This is a genomic window from Thermogemmata fonticola (assembly GCF_013694095.1).
Lineage (GTDB): Bacteria > Planctomycetota > Planctomycetia > Gemmatales > Gemmataceae > Thermogemmata > Thermogemmata fonticola.
The window spans coordinates 20,349-40,819 of sequence record NZ_JACEFB010000010.1 but is presented as its reverse complement, the minus strand read 5'-3'; the positions used below and the strand labels follow the sequence as shown (position 1 = coordinate 40,819).

General features: G+C 57.8%; 15 protein-coding genes and 2 tRNA genes. 7 read left to right on the top strand and 10 right to left on the bottom strand.

The window, feature by feature from the left end:
• Positions 1–8 precede the first annotated feature (8 nt).
• Together H0921_RS12835 and H0921_RS12830 are read right to left on the bottom strand one after the other, a co-directional pair.
• Positions 9–572 (bottom strand): helix-turn-helix transcriptional regulator, encoded by a 564-nt coding sequence (locus H0921_RS12835; RefSeq protein ID WP_194538773.1) that lies wholly within the window; start codon positions 570–572, stop codon positions 9–11.
• Positions 573–806: 234 nt separating this feature from the next.
• Complete coding sequence (locus H0921_RS12830) at positions 807–1,349, bottom strand: hypothetical protein (RefSeq protein ID WP_194538771.1); 543 nt, start codon at positions 1,347–1,349, stop codon at positions 807–809.
• Between the two features lie 441 nt (positions 1,350–1,790).
• On the opposite strand from H0921_RS12830, the gene recJ reads away from it, so the two are divergent.
• A complete protein-coding gene (gene recJ / locus H0921_RS12825; protein WP_194538768.1) occupies positions 1,791–3,575 on the top strand; it encodes a single-stranded-DNA-specific exonuclease RecJ in 1,785 nt (594 codons plus the stop codon).
• A gap of 91 nt (positions 3,576–3,666) precedes the next feature.
• Here recJ and H0921_RS12820 read toward each other — a convergent pair whose 3' ends face one another.
• The 5 genes from H0921_RS12820 to H0921_RS12800 all read right to left on the bottom strand — a co-directional run bounded on the left by H0921_RS12820 (position 3,667) and on the right by H0921_RS12800 (position 9,638).
• Positions 3,667–4,419: a succinate dehydrogenase/fumarate reductase iron-sulfur subunit gene (locus tag H0921_RS12820; protein ID WP_194538767.1), complete on the bottom strand. Its 753-nt coding sequence runs from the start codon at positions 4,417–4,419 to the stop codon at positions 3,667–3,669.
• Positions 4,420–4,517: 98 nt separating this feature from the next.
• Positions 4,518–6,434: a fumarate reductase/succinate dehydrogenase flavoprotein subunit gene (locus H0921_RS12815; protein WP_194538765.1), complete on the bottom strand. Its 1,917-nt coding sequence runs from the start codon at positions 6,432–6,434 to the stop codon at positions 4,518–4,520.
• A 171-nt stretch (positions 6,435–6,605) separates the two neighbouring features.
• On the bottom strand, positions 6,606–7,388 hold the full coding sequence (locus tag H0921_RS12810; protein ID WP_194538763.1) for a succinate dehydrogenase cytochrome b subunit: 783 nt from the start codon (positions 7,386–7,388) through the stop codon (positions 6,606–6,608).
• A gap of 363 nt (positions 7,389–7,751) precedes the next feature.
• A complete protein-coding gene (locus H0921_RS12805; RefSeq protein ID WP_194538761.1) occupies positions 7,752–8,597 on the bottom strand; it encodes an ABC transporter permease in 846 nt (281 codons plus the stop codon).
• Positions 8,598–8,633: 36 nt separating this feature from the next.
• Entirely contained in the window at positions 8,634–9,638 is a 1,005-nt protein-coding gene (locus tag H0921_RS12800; protein ID WP_194538759.1) for an ABC transporter ATP-binding protein, read from the bottom strand.
• A gap of 384 nt (positions 9,639–10,022) precedes the next feature.
• Here H0921_RS12800 and H0921_RS12795 point away from each other — a divergent pair.
• A tRNA-Pro gene (locus H0921_RS12795) sits at positions 10,023–10,097 on the top strand.
• Between the two features lie 282 nt (positions 10,098–10,379).
• Positions 10,380–10,450: transfer RNA gene (locus tag H0921_RS12790), tRNA-Gln, on the top strand.
• Between the two features lie 223 nt (positions 10,451–10,673).
• On the opposite strand, the gene H0921_RS12785 is transcribed toward H0921_RS12790, so the two are convergent.
• The 3 genes from H0921_RS12785 to H0921_RS12775 all read right to left on the bottom strand — a co-directional run bounded on the left by H0921_RS12785 (position 10,674) and on the right by H0921_RS12775 (position 14,355).
• A complete protein-coding gene (locus H0921_RS12785; protein ID WP_194538757.1) occupies positions 10,674–12,119 on the bottom strand; it encodes a vWA domain-containing protein in 1,446 nt (481 codons plus the stop codon).
• A gap of 107 nt (positions 12,120–12,226) precedes the next feature.
• A complete protein-coding gene (locus tag H0921_RS12780) occupies positions 12,227–13,459 on the bottom strand; it encodes a hypothetical protein (RefSeq protein ID WP_194538755.1) in 1,233 nt (410 codons plus the stop codon).
• Between the two features lie 95 nt (positions 13,460–13,554).
• On the bottom strand, positions 13,555–14,355 hold the full coding sequence (locus H0921_RS12775; RefSeq protein WP_194538753.1) for a MotA/TolQ/ExbB proton channel family protein: 801 nt from the start codon (positions 14,353–14,355) through the stop codon (positions 13,555–13,557).
• Between the two features lie 268 nt (positions 14,356–14,623).
• Between H0921_RS12775 and H0921_RS12770 the strand changes: the two genes are divergently transcribed.
• The 4 genes from H0921_RS12770 (at position 14,624) to glmM (ending at position 20,390) form a co-directional block, all read left to right on the top strand.
• A complete protein-coding gene (locus H0921_RS12770) occupies positions 14,624–15,916 on the top strand; it encodes an FG-GAP repeat domain-containing protein (protein ID WP_228499614.1) in 1,293 nt (430 codons plus the stop codon).
• 1,040 nt (positions 15,917–16,956) lie between these two features.
• Positions 16,957–17,310 carry a hypothetical protein gene (locus H0921_RS12765; protein WP_194538751.1) on the top strand — a complete coding sequence of 118 codons (354 nt, stop codon included), beginning with the start codon at positions 16,957–16,959 and terminating at the stop codon, positions 17,308–17,310.
• 161 nt (positions 17,311–17,471) lie between these two features.
• Positions 17,472–18,578: a rod shape-determining protein gene (locus tag H0921_RS12760; protein WP_194538749.1), complete on the top strand. Its 1,107-nt coding sequence runs from the start codon at positions 17,472–17,474 to the stop codon at positions 18,576–18,578.
• Positions 18,579–18,947: 369 nt separating this feature from the next.
• Positions 18,948–20,390, top strand: coding sequence for a phosphoglucosamine mutase (gene glmM, locus H0921_RS12755; RefSeq protein WP_194538745.1), 1,443 nt, complete (start codon positions 18,948–18,950; stop codon positions 20,388–20,390).
• The last annotated feature ends 81 nt before the right edge of the window (positions 20,391–20,471 follow it).

The following is a 20,471-nucleotide window of genomic DNA, read 5'->3' as shown; positions in this document are numbered from 1 at the left end:
GGGTCGGATTATGCCAGACTTTCCCGGCTTCGTTTGGCAAGCACTTCGACCAAGCGTTCGACGGCCTCCAGACATTCGGGGTCGGTGATCTGCCGCAACGCCTGGACGATCCGGCGACGTTGTTCTAGCAAGGTGATGGCGGTATCTACATCGAGGCGTTCGAGATAGCCGCCGGGTTCCTGAGCGAGAAGTAATTCTTCGACTTCCGCCAGGGTGAAGGCTGCGGCGCGCTGGGGGTGCTCATCGATCCACTGAATCAGTTCGGGGAGTGTAGTGCGTTCGCGGAGCAAGCGGAGAGCTTCAGATGTGGGGGGAAGCTGGCCGTGCATGCGCGCAAGCAGGCACTCCAGGGGCAAGTCCCGCAGCTCACTGACGGTTAAGCCCAAAGCTTCCGCACACTGGCTAATGGTGGCGTTGCGGAGTTGACGCTTGAGTTGCCCGCGGAGAATATGGCGGACCGTGTGGCGGTTGAGCCGGGCAATGCGGGCAAAATCCTCCTGATTCCAACCTTTCTCTTCCACCAGGCGGGCAATTTTACGGGCCAATTCGGGTCCTTCCTGGGCAGCAGACATCCGTGGTACTCTCTGGGGACGATCAATTCATCGCAAGGCGGGACCACTGTCACCATAAGCCGGACTGACGGCGGGGAGAAGGGGATTTATCCAGGAAATGCCAGCGGCGCCGTTTCTCACTATTCAGGAAAAGGAAAAAGCTGCCCGTCCAGCCCAATCGAAAGAAAACCGACCGGCGAGTGCCGGTCGGAAAAGGGGCGGGAGGACGGGAGAGCATCTACTCAGGGCCAGCGATCAGTAGGGGGTACCGCCATTGGAAGAATTGATCGGAGGCGGGACGGGGATGGCAATGCCCGGCGGGTGGGAGTTGCTCGCTGGTGGTGCGGCGACTTTCTCTTTGGGTTTAGGCATTTCCTTCGGCGGGGTGGAACCGGAAGGCGGTTTTTGATCGCCCGCGGGGGCGCAACCGCTAGGGCAGGGCTGGCAGCAGTCTTTGTGCTTGCGGGCAGCCAGGCGAGCGCGAATGCGGTCCAGCAGGCTGACCCGTTGGGCACAGGGATCGCAGCAGGGGGTAGCAGCGGGGGCTGGCGCCGTTGGGGCCGGTTGAGCCTGAGGAGCGGGGGCCGAGGGGCAACAATCCTGCTGTCGGGCTGCCCATTTGGCACGCAGGCGGTCCAACAAGCTGGGGGCGGGCGTGTCACAACAACTGGGGGGCGGAGGAGCCGGTGCACCATGACAACCCGCGCCATCGCGGGGACCCAAACCCCACCCACCCGCGGGAACGACGTCGCCGCCCGCGCCCATCGCCGACGACAGTAACAAAATCGTGCTGTACAAGGGTGTTCCTCCTTCTATGGGACACATCGGATACCGAGGTCTGGCACGTGCGGCCCAGACGAACTTCTCCCCTTCCATCGGCGAAGATTCCCGCATCTCCGCAAAGGGACCTGGCCCAATCTGCGGCTCTCTCGCTGCTAGCGGTCCTATTCTGCTTGGGAAAAGGAAGGCATCGATCTGGCAAACTGGAAGCGAAACATGCCTGGAAGCGATCCGGCAAAAGAGTAAGGTGAGCAGGACGGCATCCCAGTCAATTGCACCCCTACCTCGACCGCATCGTTACAACCTCGGAGTTTGATGGGGACTTGTTCAGCCGGGACAGGGGTGGAAAGGAACGATTCTGACAGATGTGACGGTTGGCCAGCGTCCCAGCCTTACAGCGGAGATGGAACAGGAATGCTGCCGCATGTTAGGATCAAGAGGAGGAAGGAGGAAGTAGTTATGTCCCAGCGCCAACGTGTCTGGCATTTGCTACCGGCACCGGAACCGTTGGCAGTGCGGCGTTTAGCTCGTGAAGCCCAGATTTCCGAAGTGGTGGCTCAGCTCTTATGGCAGCGGGGAATACGCAGTGCTCCGGAAGCCAAACAATTTCTCTATGGCCGCCTGACCGACCTTTTACCACCGGATCGACTCTCTGGGGTCATGGAAGCGGCCCGGCGGATCGTCTCCGCTATCCAGGCCCGGCGGAAGATTTGCATCTACGGCGATTATGACGTGGATGGCGTGACCGGAACGGCGATCCTGCTCCGCCTATTGCAACATCTGCAAGCCTCCGTGGAGTACCATATTCCGATCCGCCTGGCGGAAGGATATGGTCTGAACGCTGAGCGCTTGCGCGAATTGCACCAACGGCAGGTGCAGGTCGTCATCACCGTTGATTGCGGCATAGCTAGTCTTGCGGAAGCAGAATTGGCCCAACAGTTGGGCATGGAACTCATCATTACGGACCATCACCAGTGGAAGGTGGATGGGAGCGGCAGTCCGCTTCTGCCGCCGGCGGCTGTCATTGTCCACCCGCGCTGGCCGGAAGGACACTATCCCAGCGGCGAGTTGTCGGGTGCTGGGGTGGCCTTCAAGCTGGCCTGGGCTATCGCTCAAGTCGCCAGTGGAACCAAGCAAGGATCGTTGCCCCACGACTTGCGGAACATCCTTCTGGAAGGGGTCGGTCTAGCAGCTCTGGGCATGGTCGCGGATGCCGTGCCGCTGCGGGGAGAGAACCGCCTCTTCGTCCGGCACGGCTTGCGGAGGATCGTGGAGCATCCCTCGCTGGGGTTGAGTGCTCTCATGGAAGCCGCCCAGTTGCAGATCGGAGATAGGCTCACGGCAGAGGATGTGGGTTATCGTCTGGCACCACGGCTCAATGCCGCCGGGCGGCTCGGATGCGCTCGTATGGTCGTCGAACTGCTCACCACGCAATCCTACACCACAGCCAAAACTCATGCCCAGTTCCTGGAGAAACAGAACGACCAGCGCCAGGCTCTGGAACGCCAGGCGACCCACCAGGCCAAGGAATTCGTGGACCAGCACTATAGCAACGATCCGGCTCTGGTCGTGGCGGACAAGCGCTGGCATCCGGGGGTGGTCGGGATCGTGGCTGCCCGACTCGTGGAACATTACGGTAAGCCGGCGATCGTGATCGCCATCCGGGAGGGAGAAAGCCTGGCCACGGGAAGCGGGCGGAGCGTGCCGGAGTTGCCGTTACATGAAGCCTTGCGGGCCTGTGATGGTCTCCTGGAATCCTATGGGGGACATGCCGCCGCAGCGGGGTTGAAGATTTTGCCCGAACGGATCGATGCTTTCCGCACAGCCTTTAACCAGTACGTGGCCCGCCACCTGCCTTCAGGGTCCCCTGCCCCCCGCTTACTGCTTGATGCGGAAATCCCCCTGAGCGCTATCACGCCGAACCTGTTGCAAGAGCTAGACCGTCTGGAACCCTACGGAGCCGACAATCCACCGCCCAAATTTCTCGCCAGCGATGTCACGGTGGAGCAAATCCGGCGGATAGGGCAAGGGGACTCGCCGCGACACCTGGAGCTGCGCGTCTCCCAAGGCGGTCAACGCTTCCGTTGCATCGGCTGGAACATGGCGGAACGTTACGAGGAACTGGAGAAAGCATCTAGAGTGTGCCTGGCCTTTACTCCGCAGCGAAATACCTACCAAGGTTACAGTCGTATCGAGCTGAGACTTCTGGACATCCAGTGTGGGTCCCAGCCCCAATTGGGGTAGGACAGGTTCAAGCTGGGTGAGTCAGGCTGGGAGATTGAACGGGGGGCACTAGCATCCGGTCCGGGACAGATGGGTGTTACTCCGGCGCAGCTCAGCGGATCAGCGACGCCAAGGCGGACGTGATGTAGTCACGGTTGAGCTGAGCGATATGCTCTACCGAGATTTCCTTGGGACAGGCTGCTTCACAGGCGGCGATATTGGTGCAGTGACCGAACCCCTCACGGTCGTGCTGAGCGATCATTTTGCGGACGCGCTCCTTCCTCTCCGGTTGGCCTTGGGGCAAGTGGGCCAGATGGCTTACTTTCGCCGCCACGAAGAGCATGGCTGAGGCGTTAGGACAGGCCGCCACACACGCACCGCAGCCAATGCACTGTGCTGCATCCATCGCCTTGTCCTGATCCGCTTTGGGAACCGGCAGGCAATTCCCGTCCGGAGCGCCGCCAGTACCGACGCTGATGTAACCGCCAGCCTGAATGATGCGATCCAGGGCCGAGCGATCGCAGACCAAGTCCTTGAGGATGGGGAAGGCCCGTGCCCGCCACGGCTCGACATAGATTTCCGCTCCATCCGGGAAGCTGCGCAAATGTAACTGGCAGGTGGTGGTGCCGCGCTCCGGACCGTGGGCCTGGCCGTTGATCATCATCGCACAACTGCCGCAGATTCCCTCCCGGCAGTCATGCTCAAACGCCACCGGTTCCTCCCCCCGCTGGATCAATTGCTCGTTGAGAATATCCAGCATTTCCAGAAATGACATATCTGGGCTAAGGTTATCCAACGGATAGGTCACAAACTGACCTCGGTCCCCAGGCGATTTCTGCCTCCAGATATGTAAAGTTACTCTCATCTCAGATTCCCTCATGAGCAAGTTCAAGGTGAGTGTGTGTCCAGAAGCTTCCAGGAGTTTGAAGAGGGCTGTTTTCCCCTGTTCTCTCGCAACACCTTTCACTTATAGCTCCGCTCGGCCAGTTTCACGGTTTCAAAGATGAGCGGTTCTTCGTGACGAATAGGTTCGCGATCCGGTCCGGTGTATTCCCAGGCAGCAACGTGGCAGAAACGCTCATCGTCTCGTTTCGCTTCGCCGTCCGCCGTTTGGTATTCGACTCGAAAATGCGCGCCGCAACTCTCTTCTCGCCGCAGGGCATCCAGGGCCATCAGTTCCGCGAACTCCAAGTAATCCGCTACGCGACTAGCGCGTTCCAGGGCCATGTTCAGGTCCGCATCACTTCCAGGCACTCGAACGTTCTCCCAGAACTCCTCACGCAAGCTGCGGATTTGTTCGATGGCCTGGAGCAAGCCTTCGCGGCAGCGGGCCATTCCCACATGGTCCCAGAGGATGTGACCCAACTGACGGTGGAACTCGACCGCGGTTTTCTGGCCACCGATGGACAAGAGGCGCTTGAGGCGCTGGTGCGCTTCAGCCTCGCAGCGGCGGAACTCCGGGTGATCGAGCGGAGGCAAACCCGGCTTGACCCCAGCCAGCCAGTGGGTCAGCGTATAGGGGAGAATGAAGTATCCGTCGGCCAAGCCTTGCATCAGGGCCGAGGCACCCAGGCGATTCGCCCCGTGATCCGAGAAATTGGCCTCACCAATCACGAACAAACCCGGCAGGTTAGACATCAGCTCGTAGTTGACCCATAATCCCCCCATGGTGTAATGCGGCGCAGGGTAGATACGCATCGGTTGAGTGTAGGCGTTTTCCCCCGTGATCCGTTCATACATATCGAAAAGGTTGCCGTATTTTTCCCGGATTCGTTCGATCCCTTGCCGGCGAATGGCGTCCGCGAAGTCCAGATACACACCGCGGCCTGACGGACCCACGCCGCGGCCTTCGTCGCAAACCTCTTTGGCGGCGCGACTAGCAATGTCTCGCGGCGCCAGATTACCATAACTGGGGTATTTCCGCTCGAGGAAATAATCTCGGTCCGACTCAGGGATGTCATTCGGATGCTTGCCAATATCTTCTCGGCGTTTGGGAACCCAGACCCGCCCGTCATTGCGCAGGCTTTCGCTCATCAGCGTCAGCTTGGACTGGTGCTCGCCGCTGACCGGAATGCAGGTCGGGTGAATCTGAGTGAAGCACGGGTTGGCGAAAAATGCGCCGCGTTTGTAGGCCCGGTAAGTGGCGGAAACGTTGCAACCGATCGCATTAGTGGACAGGTAAAACACATTGCTGTAGCCACCAGTGGCCAGCACGACGGCATCCGCCGCAAAGGACTCAATCTTGCCCGTAACCAGATGGCGAGTCACGATTCCGCGGGCGCGGCCATCGATTACAACCAGGTCTAGCATCTCGCAGCGGGGAAACATGTGGACTGTACCGTAGCTGATCTGACGGCACAGTGCCTGGTAAGCTCCCAGCAGCAATTGCTGACCTGTCTGGCCCCGGCAGTAAAAGGTGCGCTGCAACTGAGCGCCCCCGAAACTCCGCGTCTCCAGCAGACCGCCGTACTCACGAGCAAAGGGAACGCCTTGAGCGACACACTGGTCAATGATGTTACCGGACACCTCGGCGAGTCGATAGACGTTGGCTTCGCGGCTGCGGAAGTCTCCTCCCTTGATCGTGTCGTAAAAGAGCCGGAAAACGCTGTCTCCGTCGTTGCGGTAATTCTTGGCCGCGTTGATCCCACCCTGAGCGGCAATGGAATGGGCACGCCGCGGAGTATCGTGAAAGCAAAACACGAGTACCTTATAGCCCAGTTCGGCCATCGTGGCCGCCGCGCTGGCCCCAGCCAGTCCAGTCCCCACGACAATGACGGTGTATTTCGCCTTGTTCGCGGGACTGATCAAACGCTGCTCTCGCTTGAACCGAGTCCACTTTTCCGCAAGCGGCCCGGAAGGCACCTTCGCATCCAAACTCATCGCCCATTTCTCTCCTATGGGGAGTCCTAGGATTTGCTACTCCTACCGCCGTGTGGTATATCCCTGCTGGTATATCCCTGCAGATCGAATGACCACAGCGGGAGTGGCGAGCTACATCCTCAGTTATTGTGCCGCTTCGTCCAAGTGATACTACCCGCCCTTATCACTTTGTCATGATGCTGACACCCAGCCGCCCCATACCGCTATCACAATCCCGCAGTTCCCGATCAGAATGATTGCAGCGACTAGCATTCCCAGCCCCCGGATAGCGCTAAGGGTCCGGCGGCTCTGGAGTCCCAAGGTCTGAAAGGTGCTCGGAATGCCGTGGATCAAATGGACAAATAAAGCTACTTGCGCCAGTAGGTAAATAGCAGCGATCCAAGTGGTGCGGAACCCTGCCACCACCATCGCGTAGACATCATGCCGCCCTTGAGCATCCTTTAGGTCCAGGTAGTGAATCGATTGGCCGTTCTGCTCCGCAGCATGCACCCACCCCAAGGTGAAATGGGCCAAGTGCAAGAGGATAAACAAGCCGATCAGAACGCCGGTGAGAGCCATAGTACGGGCCGCCAGGCGATCCGGTGTCCGTGCCGGGTAGGCATACGGCTGGGGTCGCGCCGAAGCCGTCCGCCATTTCAACCGCAATGCAAACACAGCATGCAACAGGAAGATGGCCAGCAGCCCCGCCCGCGCCAGCCACAGCAGCGCCCCTAAATCATGTTTGAGAAAGTGAGCATACGCATTGAGAGCATCACGGCCTTGAAAAATCTTTAAGTTGCCCAACATGTGAAAAATGGCGAACAAAGCTAGCCCAATCCCGCCCAATGCCACCACGACTTTCGCCCCGACACTGGAATCCAGCACCGTGACCAGCCAAGCTCCAAGACGCCGTTCAGCACTGACCAGAGGTGGGCCTTTCGGGTGGCGTACCGTGCCTTGAGAACTCCCAGTCATATTTCCTCGCCTGTTTGGCCATCTAGCCGCGAGGATCGTGGGGGAGATGGCATCCCTTCGCCTCGGCGGCTTTGACGGCCTCACTCGATTCCCGTTTCTCCAGCTCTTCAGCTCTTCACTGTAAGTGTAGTTAGAGGGGACAGCGTGGCGACCAGTTCCCCTCGCCTTCTCCGCCCTGCATGCGAACGTAGGTTGTCACAAGCGTTACATCATCACCAGAGCATTACACCATCACCATCTAATCCAGCGGGAATTGCATCCAAGCGGGAATTGTGTCATGAAGCTAGCTTGAGTGTTGAAATGGTGCAACATCGTACCGTGCTTGGCTGCACGGGAGTGATCTGGAATCTGCGGGAAGCTTTTTCAGACATCCTTGCGACTGAAGCCGATCAACCCGCAAATCGTAGCTGCGAGAGCGATGGCGATCGCGGTGAGCGCTACCCGGCCATAATACGCCGCCGAGTAATATCCCTGGAGCACGTAACGCAACCGAGTCAATTCGCGTTCTGGTCCTGGCCAGGGTTCGGGGGCCAACATCAGCAGTAGTCCCCCGCCGTAGAGAAGCAGCCAATAGATGGTAATCCCAAGAACCGCACTGTTGGTCAATGCTCCGAGGACCACCCCGACCGCCGCTACCACGGCGAGAAGCAGGCTGAGCAGGCCAATCACGACTGCCGCTCCGTGGAGAGAAATATCAGCTTCGCCCCGGAAGAGCAAAGACCCGGCTGCGATGATCCCCGTGCTGATCAGCGCAAAGGCGATCCCAACCAGAATCACGCGGGCGTGCTGCCGGGCCAGGAAATACTGATGGCGGCTGATCCCCCTTGAGAGAACTGCATCCGCCACGGTTCCCCGTTCACTGCTGATGGCTGCCACACTAAGAATGACAACAACGGCGAGGCTTCCGAGAAATGCAGCCCGCAATGCCTCTGCACAGAGTACTGCTGCGGATTGCACCAATCCCGCTTCCTGTTGCACCCCGACCCGGTAAAGGAAAAAACCGCATACCCCAATGACTACCAGCGCTATCCACAGAACAAACAACCACCCTTGGGCTGTCTGGCGTAGGTCGGTTTGCAGCACGGCCCAATACGGCAGGAAACGATGGAAACGGACAGTTACCACGGCGGGTGGATCGGTCATCTCACCGGCACGCCGTCCCGAACCACTCCGGGACCATTCCCCACGCGCCGCTGCATTAGTGGACATGTCCTCTGGCCTCTCTGCAAGCGTCCGCAGACTGTATCAGGCGGCTTCCGAGGCAGGGTACAAACGCACAAAACCCCGGCTCTCCTCCCGTTCCACCAGGTCTAAATACGCCTGTTCCGTCTGCATTCCCACCGTTCGCACACTGATCACGGTAATCTTGTGATCATGCAATACCTGAAACAACTGGGCTAACAGGGCCGTATTCGGCGTTTCCTCCCCCAGTTTCACATCCAGGCGCCGATGGCGGAAGACGACCTGGATGAAATCCTTCAATCCTCGCAGCACGCCCACAGCTTTGCTGATGGCTTTGTGCTCTCCGTCCACGTCCAGTTCATAGTGATTGCGGCGAATCCGGCCTTTCAGGTCCTGCAAAGTCCCGTGGAATATCATTTGCCCCTTATTAAGCACGCAGGCATAATTGCAGACTTCATCCACGTCGCTGAGATTATGACTGCTCAAAATCAGGGTCTTTTCCGAGGCAAGCTGCTTGATCAACTCCAGCATGGAGCGGCGGGCTTCGATGTCTAGGCCGTGGGTTGGCTCATCCCAGATGAGCAGGTCCGGTTCATTGATCAAACTGGCAGCCACCGCCAAGCGGGCGGTCATTCCCGGCGTGAAATGGGCAATCGGTTCGCCGGAGTGCGGCAGCAGATCCACCGCTCGGATCAGCGTGGCCAGCTTTGGCTTACGCACATCCCGCGGCAGGCCGAAGAGGCGGCCAATGTAATCCAAATAACTGATTGGCGTCATCCCGCGGGGGAACTGCGGATTTGTCGGAATGTAGCCAATCCGACGGCGGATATCCGCGGCATTCGGCGTCATTAGGCGGCCAAACACCCGCACGGACCCCGCTGTCGGGCGGTGCAAACCCAGGATTAGACGCAACAACGTTGTCTTGCCCGCGCCGTTGGGGCCTAACAAGCCCAGCACGCATCCCGGCTCTAACGTCAATGTCACATCATTGAGAGCAATCTGCCGGTTGCGGTATATCTTCGTCAAATGCTGGGTTTCTACAATCCATCCGTGCCCGTCTTCCGCCACGATGGTCTCTCCTCGCGGCACCCGTTTTCCTGGCCCTCCCATACTCGATCCGTGGGCCAATGTCGAGTCGAGTTTCCACTACCCAATTCCTCCCGGATTTCCTCCCCCGCCCGCTTTTGCTTGCCAGGGTTGGACGGCCCCAACACCGCGCCGCCGCTTTCAGGGTGTAACTAGATTCTTTGGGGGTGGGGGCTGAACCCGCGAGGTGTTTCCCCAGACTAGCAGAGCTGCCCGGCAGGGACCCCCCAGAAAATCTGGTTGCACCCAAGCACCCCCGCATTCTGGCGAGCTTCAGGCCGCATTGACTTTTCCCCGCTTGCCGCTAGGATACTTACGACTCAGAGATGCTATGCAGAAGATCTGCTACTGAGACCCATTATTTGACGGGCTGTAGCTCAGCTTGGCTAGAGCGCTTGGTTCGGGACCAAGAGGTCGCTGGTTCAAATCCAGTCAGCCCGATTCTCCTCTCTCGGCCTCCGCATTATTCCAGATTCCAGAGCCGTTCATCATGGTTAGCACATTGACATAACATCCTCGGTTTCCACCCCTTCTGCAAGAAGGGAGCACCTGGGTGTAACTAGATTCTCTGGGGGTGGGGGCTGAACCCGCGAGGTGTTTCCCCAGACTAGCAGAGCTGCCCGGCAGGGAACCCCCAGAGAATTTGGTTGCACCCGCACCACCTTTGGTGACTAATCCTCTTGCCCTGAGGGCGAAAGAGGCCTATAGTGGTAGCGCAAGTGCTGGGGATTGGTGTAACGGTAGCACGACTGACTCTGGATCAGTTAGTCCAGGTTCGAATCCTGGATCCCCAATTCTGTCTTAGCATTTCAGCGATACCGATCTGAGCTCGCAAATCCACGGATACGTTCCATAGCATGGGATGGTTTCAATAAACTGAAAGTTGTTAGTTTTGCGCCCCTTCCAGTTTTCCGAATTCGGTAGCGCTCCTCCTTCGATTTGACAGGCACACATCCTAGCCAGCTTTTGTGCTGAATTCTAAGAGCACGTGCTAGCAGTGACGAATGCGGAGATTTCTCAAGGTTTACTCATGCCTACGAAACTTCCGTCATTGTCGCGGGCGAGGGTCCAGAGAAAGGCTCCCAATTCGGGGCTTTCAAAATAGAAGCCGACGGAATGAATGCGAACTCTAGACTGAGCGGCGTCCGGTCGATTCCATTGGTCGCGCAGGGTGGACAACAGATGGCGGCTGAGTTTGTCACTGCGTTCTAATTCCGATAACGGAGGCTGTCGGGAGATGTCGGCGGGTGAGAGGCCGGGACCGGAAGTCGGCAAGCCATCGGAAAACAGGTAGATGGTATCCAATCCTTTCGAGCGTAATGTGAAAGCCAATTCGAAGGCCGCATAGAGATTGGTATCGTCGTAGGGTTGGGTTTTCAGGAGAGCATCGATCACCTCTTTGACAGACTCTTCTCCACGGAAGGCTCGCCAGTTGCCCTCGTCGTGGAAAAGCCAGCGGGCCGAGCTGGAAAAAATGATGACCTGATACTCTTTCAGGCCGACGATGCTGCGCATCACTTTCCCCACCGTTTCCACGACGAGGGGCCATTTATTCGGGTCCACGGTGTTAGTGTCTTTTTTGGCCATGCTCCCGGAAATGTCCACGATGAAGACTACGCGTTGCCCCGTGGTGACGATACCGGCGAAGCGGTTCTCCATGCTCTTTTGCAATTGGTCGAAGCGGTCGGCGAGGCGGGCCTTCTGGCCTTGAAGGTCGATGATTGTGGTCTGTGCCGCTTCCAAGCGCTGAGTCAAATCGCGAATGCGAGTTTGTGCCGCTTGCAGTTCCATCTCCGCTTTTTTCACAGCTTGTTCGGTTGCGGTGCGGGCTGCGTCACGCTCTTGGCGCAAAGCAGTCTGCAGAACTTCTAAGTCATGCAATTGCTTTTTCATGTTGGCTAACTGGCGCGAGAGCATAGTCATTTCATCATCTTTGACGCGTAGCAGCCGCTGCAAATCATCCTGGGTCGTCTGCAAAGTTTGAATGCGCTGCTGGAGGTCGTCGGTCTCTTTCTGCTTTTTGCGGAGGAGTTCTTCGGATCGGAGAGATTGGGTTTGCAGGATAGTCAGTTGTTGCTGGGTTGTTCTCAGATTTTTTTCGGCATCGGCGAGAGCTAGGCGGTCGGCATCCCGCTGAGCCTGAAGAGATTGGACTTCTTTCTTCAACAGGGCAAGATGGCGGGAAAGATCTTCCTTGTCTTGTCTGAGGGAATCTAACTCTTGAAACAGGCGACGGCGATTCTCCTCCCAAGCGGCTTTTTCGCTTTCATAGTTGGTTACCAGTTCGGAGTAGCGCTGTTTGAGTTTTGCCAGTTCCGTCAATGCATTGCGGTTAGTGTCAGCCGCGTCGCTAGCCATGCGACTGTTGATCAGAAACAACAAGGTGACGCAACCCAAGGCACAGCAGAAGACGTCCAGCATCCACATGCTGACCAGCGTGGGAACTTTGTGTCGGATGCGCATGATGTAGTCCTCTGATAACTGCTCGAATCCATTTCTTGGCTGTTTGTATGAATCAAACACTGCCTACGGGTACCGCTAGGTTTCCTAAACCGAGGCGTTGGGATTTGTCAGGTGGCCGGAATGTTATGTCCAGCCACAGCGAGACGACCAGGGACCGACAATGAGATGGTACCATCGAGGTACATCGGTTGTTCTGTAGGTGGCCAATGAGCAGTGAGAGTAGCAGCAGCCTGGGCAATTGCCGAAGGGGAGAGGATTTCCAGACGGGTGCCGGGTGATTTGTTCCATTGCAGTTGACGATTTAGACCTGGCAAGCGTGAGGCGCGTGAGGTCATCCACAATGCTCGTAAAGGGCCTGAGTTAGTGGCATCTTGCGTTAGCTGGCGAATGACTTGCTCCGCCGTTTGGGCTAGGCTGGCACAGTATCCTTCCAGCTCTTCTGGGACCATGTGCAACTCCTGATACCATTCGTCGGTTCGCACCAGCCAGCGAATGGTCTGACCGGCGTAGCATTGCTCCAAGGCGTAAGGGAGTTGCTCGAAAAGCCCTTGTTCTGCTTCAGGCCAGTCCCGTGGGTCCCGGCGACATAAGCGAATACAGTGATCGGCTACAGCGTCGAGCACGCGGTTGTACCAGACCGACAAACCCAAGCGAGGCCAGGCGGAAAATGCCAGCAGACGGGCTGTATCCGGGGTAAGGCCTACCACGGCTGCCGAGAGAGCAAAGGCATCCACGTCAACAATCCCAACGGTGATCGGTGCCTGCCGCAGGTCTCGTGCGGGTTGGTTAGTTTGGACTAAGGTCTTGGACGTGTTTTGCGTTGGAGAGGGAAGGTGAGAATACAAAGCAGGGGCAAACGCAGCGGCTACACCGAGGGGAGCCAATAAGACAGCACGCAGTGTACAGTCCATCCGGCGGAACAATCGGGCCAATCCTTGGACTTGCCCGGCTGAAAGATAGGCAGGGACCGCCACAGCCAAGGGAGCCGCTTGAGCCTCCCAAACGGGCCGGAGGTGCAGCAGGATTGTTTCCAAGGCGCTTTCCGCTGTCAGGCAATGGCGCCCAAAACGCCACTGCTGGCTGTGGCCCAACGAGGGTAGAAAGTTGTCACAAATCGCATGGGGCATGGTACGGGCCACCGCTTGCGCCGCCTGACCATAAAGCAGATGACGTTGATGTAACGCCACGCACAATGGCATTTCCTCTGCCGGGGGTTGGAGCGGGATTTGCCGTAATCCTTCTGGACCCCAACACGCAGAGCGGATGATACTGGCATTGAGTTCCACACCGATTGTGCGGGTCGGGTCTATCTCTCGTGCGACTCGTCGTCCCCAGAACATAGTCCTTCTCCGACCATCGGCGGCGGGATACCTCAGGCACTTTTTGCCAAGGGCGACCGGTGTGTCAGCGGCGGAATGCCCCGCGGATTACTCCCTCAACTCCAAGTAGCGGGATGGCCAGCGGGATCGTACAGGCGGAGCAGCAGATGTTCCTGACAGTATTCCTGAGCATCGACCACCAACGTTTCTTCTGCACGTTGTACAAGGTGCAGCAAGAACATTAGACCCAGGCTAAGCACGAGAGCAATCAGCGTGCAGTCAAAAGCAATTTTCAATTGGTCCTTGGCCTGAGCTGTGAAGGCTTCCAGGGTGGGGGCCTCCGCGCCGAAGGCGCCGCCTAAGCCCCGCACAGTTCCCACAAAACCAATGGCGGGAATGGCCCAAGCGAGATAGTGCACAGTGGCCATCGTTGCCGATAGGCGGGACATCTCGACGTCTGCCTGGTTGCGCACCACCTCGGCCACATCGGGAGCTGACTGCGCCACAGCATATTTCCCCAAACCGAGACGGATCAGATTCGCCAAGATGTACGGCCGACGGCCTGTGAGTTGGTCCAATTTCCGCAACAGGGGCCTGGCGTCCTCCGGCAAGATCCGTGCCCCCGTTTCTGTGGGAAGCAAGTTCATCCGAAAAGCGGTACGCTGACGCAAGACCTCTCGATAGCGCATCAGCAGAATCAAGCCGGCCCAAACAAAACACACATAACAAACCACCTGCTCCGGTCCGAGCAGCAAATGGGTCAGACGCTGCGGCGTCCACTTCCGTGCCAACTCTTCGCGGCTCTCCAGTCCCCCGAAGATGTCCCACAGCGGGACCACAATACCGCCAACTACGACGATGGCCAGAAGTAGAAGTAACCATTCCCGAATCGGGCGATGGGACAATCCTGACTTCATGCAGAATCACCTCCTGTTGCATTCGCGTTGTGACGCTATTGTGGAATGAAACTTTCCTATTAGCAAGTCATGTTTCCCTGATAGGACTTTTTAAGCGAGATCCACCGATTGAAGTTTTTTAAGCAGAGGGACTGGGAAAACGCACCTCAGCGGTTATGCTAGTTGTCTAGTGAGCCATAGCCGGTTGGGCCGAGGCAGTTGGCTTCCATCCCTAACGCCTCGTGTCGATGGAGCACCAGTGTAGTGCCTCGCGGACGGAGAGTTCACCATGCGTATGCTCGTTATGTGCTGTTGTGGCGGATTGTTGTTGGGTTTGCAAAGTGGGGTGGATCTGCTGAGAGGCAAGGTTTGCTCTGCAGAGGGGTCTCAGGAATCGCCAGCCCGATTTCCCCGCTTCGAGATGGAAGAGTTCGACACGCGGCTGAAAATCGGTTACGCGGTATTGACGACGGACATCAACGGGGATGGTAAGACCGACATCGTCGTGGTGGACCAACACGAGGTGGTCTGGTACGAGAATCCCACGTGGAAGAAATGGATGATTCTCCGCGGCAAGACCCGGCCCGATAACGTTTGCATCACAGCGGTGGATATCGATGGCGATCGCCTGCCGGAGCTGGTCTTGGGAGCCGGCTGGCGGCCTACCGACACTGCGACGCCGGGGCAGTTGTTCTGGCTTCGCCGGGGTCCCTCACTGGCTGAGGAATGGCAGTTGTATGAGCTTCCTTGTGAAGAACCCACTGTGCACCGTGTACGGGCGTTTGACATCACGGGGGATGGCAAACCGGAGATTGTCCACGTTCCCCTGCATGGACGTGACAATACGGCCCAAAGAAACTGGACGAATGGCCGGCCCGTGCGCGTGGTCGCCTTGCACATTCCCCAACAGGAACCAACGAAAAAAGAGAACTGGAAAGTCGAAGTGCTCTCGGAAGAGCTCTATGTCACGCATAACTTTTGGCCGGCCTTCCGAGATCGGGACCAGTCCCCCTTCCGGTTTCCTGGCATCCTTGTCACCAGTTACGAAGGGGTCCATGTCATCGAGCGGGTGGGGAACCAATGGCGGACCCGGCGGATCGGTACGGGTTACCAGGAGCGTCCCCAAGCCAGCCGGGGAGCCAGCGAAGTGAAGAGCGGCTGGATCGGTATCCCCATCATTGCCACGATTGAACCCTGGCACGGCCATGAAGTGGTCGTCTATCTTCCACCCAAGGCCGATCAGCATCTTTGGCAACGCCATGTCATTGATCAGGAGCTGCGGTGGGGTCATGCAGTCTGGTTCGCCGACTTGGATCAGGACGGTCTGGAGGAACTGATCGTAGGGGTGCGTGATGATCCCAATCCCCAAGCGGGCGACCGGCACACCCTCCGGCGGGGAATACGGCTGTATCGCAGCACCGACAACAGTGGTATGAAATGGGAACGATATATGCTGGAAAATGGGGGTGTCGCCGTGGAAGACCTTTGCGCTGCGGATCTCAACCGCGATGGCCGTATCGACATCATCGCGGTGGGTCGGCAAACCGGTAACGCCCGCATCTACTGGAATCGCGGACGGTAAAGTTGAACAAGCCACTTCTTCGCTCTTGGATTCCAAGGCTACTCTCCTCTCCTTTGTGCCGTGACGGACCAACCGTCCCGGCTTTCGATTCGGCCTTGCGGTTCGATGATGCCCACCTCCTTTCTCGACGGAACTGTCACTGCAAGGTCATTGGGTAAGATCGTGAAGGAAAGGCACTGACCGCAGAGTTTGGGGGACCTTACCTACCAATGCGATGTGTTGGTCGGCGGATAACCTGCCGATAGTACCTCAAGGAATCGATCAACCTACACTGTCGCTAGAGCCGATACTACCGTCAAGACTGTTGCAGAGCATAACCTGGCTAAAGGTGGGTGGGGGAAATCGGCATGCGACGGATGCAGGGTGGATTGCCGGCCTGGCGTGCGATTGTCTTGGGGTTGAGTTGGCCAACGATTGTTGCTGCCCAGCAATGGACAGAACCAGCCGCGTTGCCGCTAGCGCCACTGCCACAGCCGTCCACTTCTACACCAACGCCAGTTCCAGTCAGTGAACCTTCAGTGCCCTGGCAGCCGCCTCGGCGAACAGTGCGCGATGTCGAGATATTACACGGGAATCAGCGGGTTTGGCCTCCTCCATCGCCGCGCCCATGGCCAGTTCTGATCATTCCTGTGGCGACTCCTGCTCCGTCCTCGGCTAGCGAGAAAGCCGCCTCTCGATCCGATAAGGACGAAACCAAACCCGCCGTTGTCGAATCCCGAACCATCATCCTGGCCTCGCACGCCGGTGTCTTGACTCCATCGGGAGAGACATTAGCTTCGGCAGCTCCGTGGTTGAATTCTTCAGTATCCCATTCCCCGCCGCCAGGTAGTGGAGGCTTTCCTGTCCCCTGGTACCCTTCCCCCATGGTAGCATCTGCCGCCCCACCTGCTGCTACTACTCCACCTCAGGTGATCGTGCTCCGGGATCGGGAGGGTGACTCTCATCCGTCACCGAACCCGTCTGTTTCATCCACAGAGCAGACTCGTGGCATTACACTTAGTCACGAATTCCTCCTGGGGCTTGGCGGAGGAGTGATTGGTTTGGGAATAGGGGCGTGGGGCTGGCGCCGACGCAAGATGTCTTCCCCGTATCGTGGGACGCATCCGTTACCGTATGTGCCCCTCGGCGGCGACGGCGTGTTGCTGATGGGGCGGTACAACGCTGGCCCTCGACCCACCACGGCTGAGAAGTTTGACATCGGCCCTAGTTACGCCGCCCTGCGGGAAGAAAGGAAGAAAATCGAAGCTCAGAATCAGCAAGCCTTGGTCGAGTTTATTCTGGGTCAGAACGTTGCCTTGCACCAAGAGTTGTATGGCTCGACAGCGGATTCCTTACCCATGGCAGAGGAATGCCACGAGGGGGAGACGGCCTTGATTCCCTCGGAAAAGGCGTAGGGTGCGTCTGCCTCGATCCCCAAGCAGTTGCCCTCCCGCGGCTAAGCTCCTTGCCTCCAATCGGTCGCCTCGCCGGATCGGGACATGGTTCAAGGCCCCACGGTTCGAGTAGGGATAGATCGGATCGTCATTGAAACCCACTGAACAGGAGGATCATAGCGATGCCGGAAAGTCATCCTCTTTATATCGGCATGGATTTAGGAACGTTCAAGACTTCAGTGGCCAGTTCGGCTGGTTATCGGGATGTCATCCCGACGGCAGTGGGATGGCCGAAAGATCACATCGCCCGCACGATGCTAGGCCGGGATGTGGTTTTCGGGCAGGACTTGACAGAGCACCGACTCGCCTTGGATATCATTCGGCCTTTCGAGAAAGGAATGCTGAAATATGGCGATCCTGCAACCTGTGGACTGAGTGAGAAGCAAATGGAGAAGTACGCCTTGGCGACTCGGCTCATCATCGAGTACGCCGTTCATCTCGTCCATCCTGAACCCCAAGATACTGCCCGACCGATTTATGGCGTCATCGGAGTTCCCGCACGGGCCAGCGTGAAAAACAAGCAGTTCATCCTGGAAGCGGCAGGTCATGTCTTCGATGCTGTGGCAGTGGTGTCGGAGCCGTTCTCGATCGCCTACGGGATGAACCGCCTCACCGATGCCCTTGTCGTGGACATCGGAGCTGGCACAATCGATATCTGCCCGATCTATGGCGTTTATCCAGCGGACGAGGAGCAAATCACCATCGGCTTGGGAGGAGATGCCGTTGATGAAGAGTTTGAAAAGCGCCTGAAGGCTAAGTATCCCCGTGTGCAGATTTCCCGGAATATGGTGCGGGAGATTAAGGAGAAATTTGGTTTCGTCAACGCAGTAGGCGAGCAAGCGCTCGTGAATCTCCCTGTCGATGGCAAACCCACACCTCACGACGTGACAGAACCTCTCAAGGCGGCTTGTCAGGTGCTGGTCGGTCCGATTGTGGAAGCCATACGCAAGCTGATCGCACGCTTCGATCCAGAGTTTCAAGAAAAGTTGCGACAAAACATTATTCTAGGCGGAGGCGGCAGCCAATTGAAGGGCTTGGATCGTGTTATCGAGCAGGCTCTGACAGAATATGGCGGGGCCAAAGTGACACGAGTGACCGATGCCACTTACGCTGGTGCCGTGGGAGCGTTGAAACTCGCTAAGGCGATGCCGCCGCAAGGCTGGACGGCCCTGAATACTCGCAAAGGCAAAAGCCGTAGCAACACAGGTGAGGCCAAACAGGCCGCCTGAGCATCAATACGCAGGCTTCTCTACGCTGTAGAAAACAGAGAAAGCATTCTTCTCTCCGGCGACCGTCCGCCGGGGGATTTTTCTTTTCTGAAACTGTACCTCCGGCGTTATCCCCTGGACCGTGGAAAAGTGTCTTTTTCTGCCGCTTCACGGTCTAACGGATATTTTGGTCTTCACCAAGAGGTAACTCCCGGCATCGTCTACCCAAGTTGCAGGCCGGAATCACCATCGTGTTGCTGGCTTGCAAGGATACATGTCTTTAGCATGCAAGGGCAGGTTGAGTCTCTACAATTCCCTGGGAGAGGCAAAGGCTGGCAGGAGTAGGAGCACACATGGAAACGTAGGGATGGATGATGAAGGAGTCAGAAGATGTTATTCATCTCCGTATCAGGGGTGAGGGGAATTGTCGGTGAAAGCCTAACCGCTGAAGTGGCGGCTCGTTATGCCGGTGCCTTTGCCAGCACGCTGAGGGCGGGTACTGTTATTGTGTCCAGAGACAGCCGGCCCAGTGGAGAAATGCTACGCCATGCTGTGATAGCAGGGCTGATGGAATCTGGTGTGACAGTTCTGGATGCCGGTATACTTCCTACTCCCAGTTGTGGCATCGCCGTTCGACACCATCGTGCAGGGGGAGGCATTCAGATCACGGCCAGTCACAATCCCGCCCCATGGAACGGATTGAAATTGTTCAATGCGGACGGGGCTGTGTTACCTTCTGAGTCAGGAGCTGCTGTCCGGGAATGTTTCCACCGCAACATGCTTCGCCGTGCTCCTTGGAATCAGATGGGTCAGGTCCAGGTTCCGCCCGACATCACCCCGGTGCATCTGGAGTGTGTTCTGGATAGGGTCAGTGTGGCGGCGATAGCAAGCCGGCGCTGGCGTGTCTTTCTCGATGCGAACGGCGGCGCTGGGGGAAACCTGGGGCGGCAACTGCTCGAAGAGTTGGGCTGTGAAGTGGTGCTTCATGGGGGCGAAGCTGACGGCCAGTTCCTTCACCCTCCTGAACCGACACCGGAACATCTGGCCGATGTTGCCCCCTGGGTAGTTCACAACGCAGCCATGATTGGTTTTGCCCTAGACCCGGACGCCGACCGCCTGGCTTTGATCGACGAACAAGGACGTTGTCTAAGCGAGGAGCTGACCCTGGCCTTGGCAGTCGAGTATCGCCTGCGCCGAGATAAGGGACCGGTGGTGATCAACATGTCTACCTCTCGCCTAACCGAGGACATCGCTCGGCGGCATCATTGCCCTTGCTATCGCGTGCCAGTTGGTGAGGCTCATGTCGTCGCGCGCATGCGGGAAGTGGAGGCTGTTATCGGCGGGGAAGGAAATGGCGGCGTTATCGATCCGCAAGTGGGATGGGTCAGGGATCCATTCGTCGGTATGGCTTACATCTTGGCTCTGCTCGCCGCAGAAAAGAAAACCCTTTCCGAGTGGGTAACTCAGTGGCCCCAATATGTTATGCATAAGACCCGCTTGCCCATCGCGCGTTCGTGCCTGGAGGAGGCCTATCCTCTCTTGACCAGGCACTTCCCCGATGCTCACGTTGATCGCGAGGACGGCTTGCGATTGGAGACTGAAGAGTGGTGGCTCCACCTGCGCCCCAGCAACACAGAGCCTCTCGTTCGGCTGATTGTGGAAAGTTCATCGGAAACACAGACCCAACAGGTGTGCCAGCAGGTGAAGGAGTTGCTTGCGCCGCTCATGCACCATCCCGCTGCCTTCCAGGAAGCCGGATTGCAGGATCACACCCTCCTATCGCGGGCGCAAGATAGAGAGAAGAACGGCCGCGAATCGGAACACACAAGATGAGCAGGGGAGGAGCGGCAGAGGGCATGGTAGTCATCCGGCTTGGCCGGCGAAACATTCGGGTTGGTTTCTCATGGATACAAG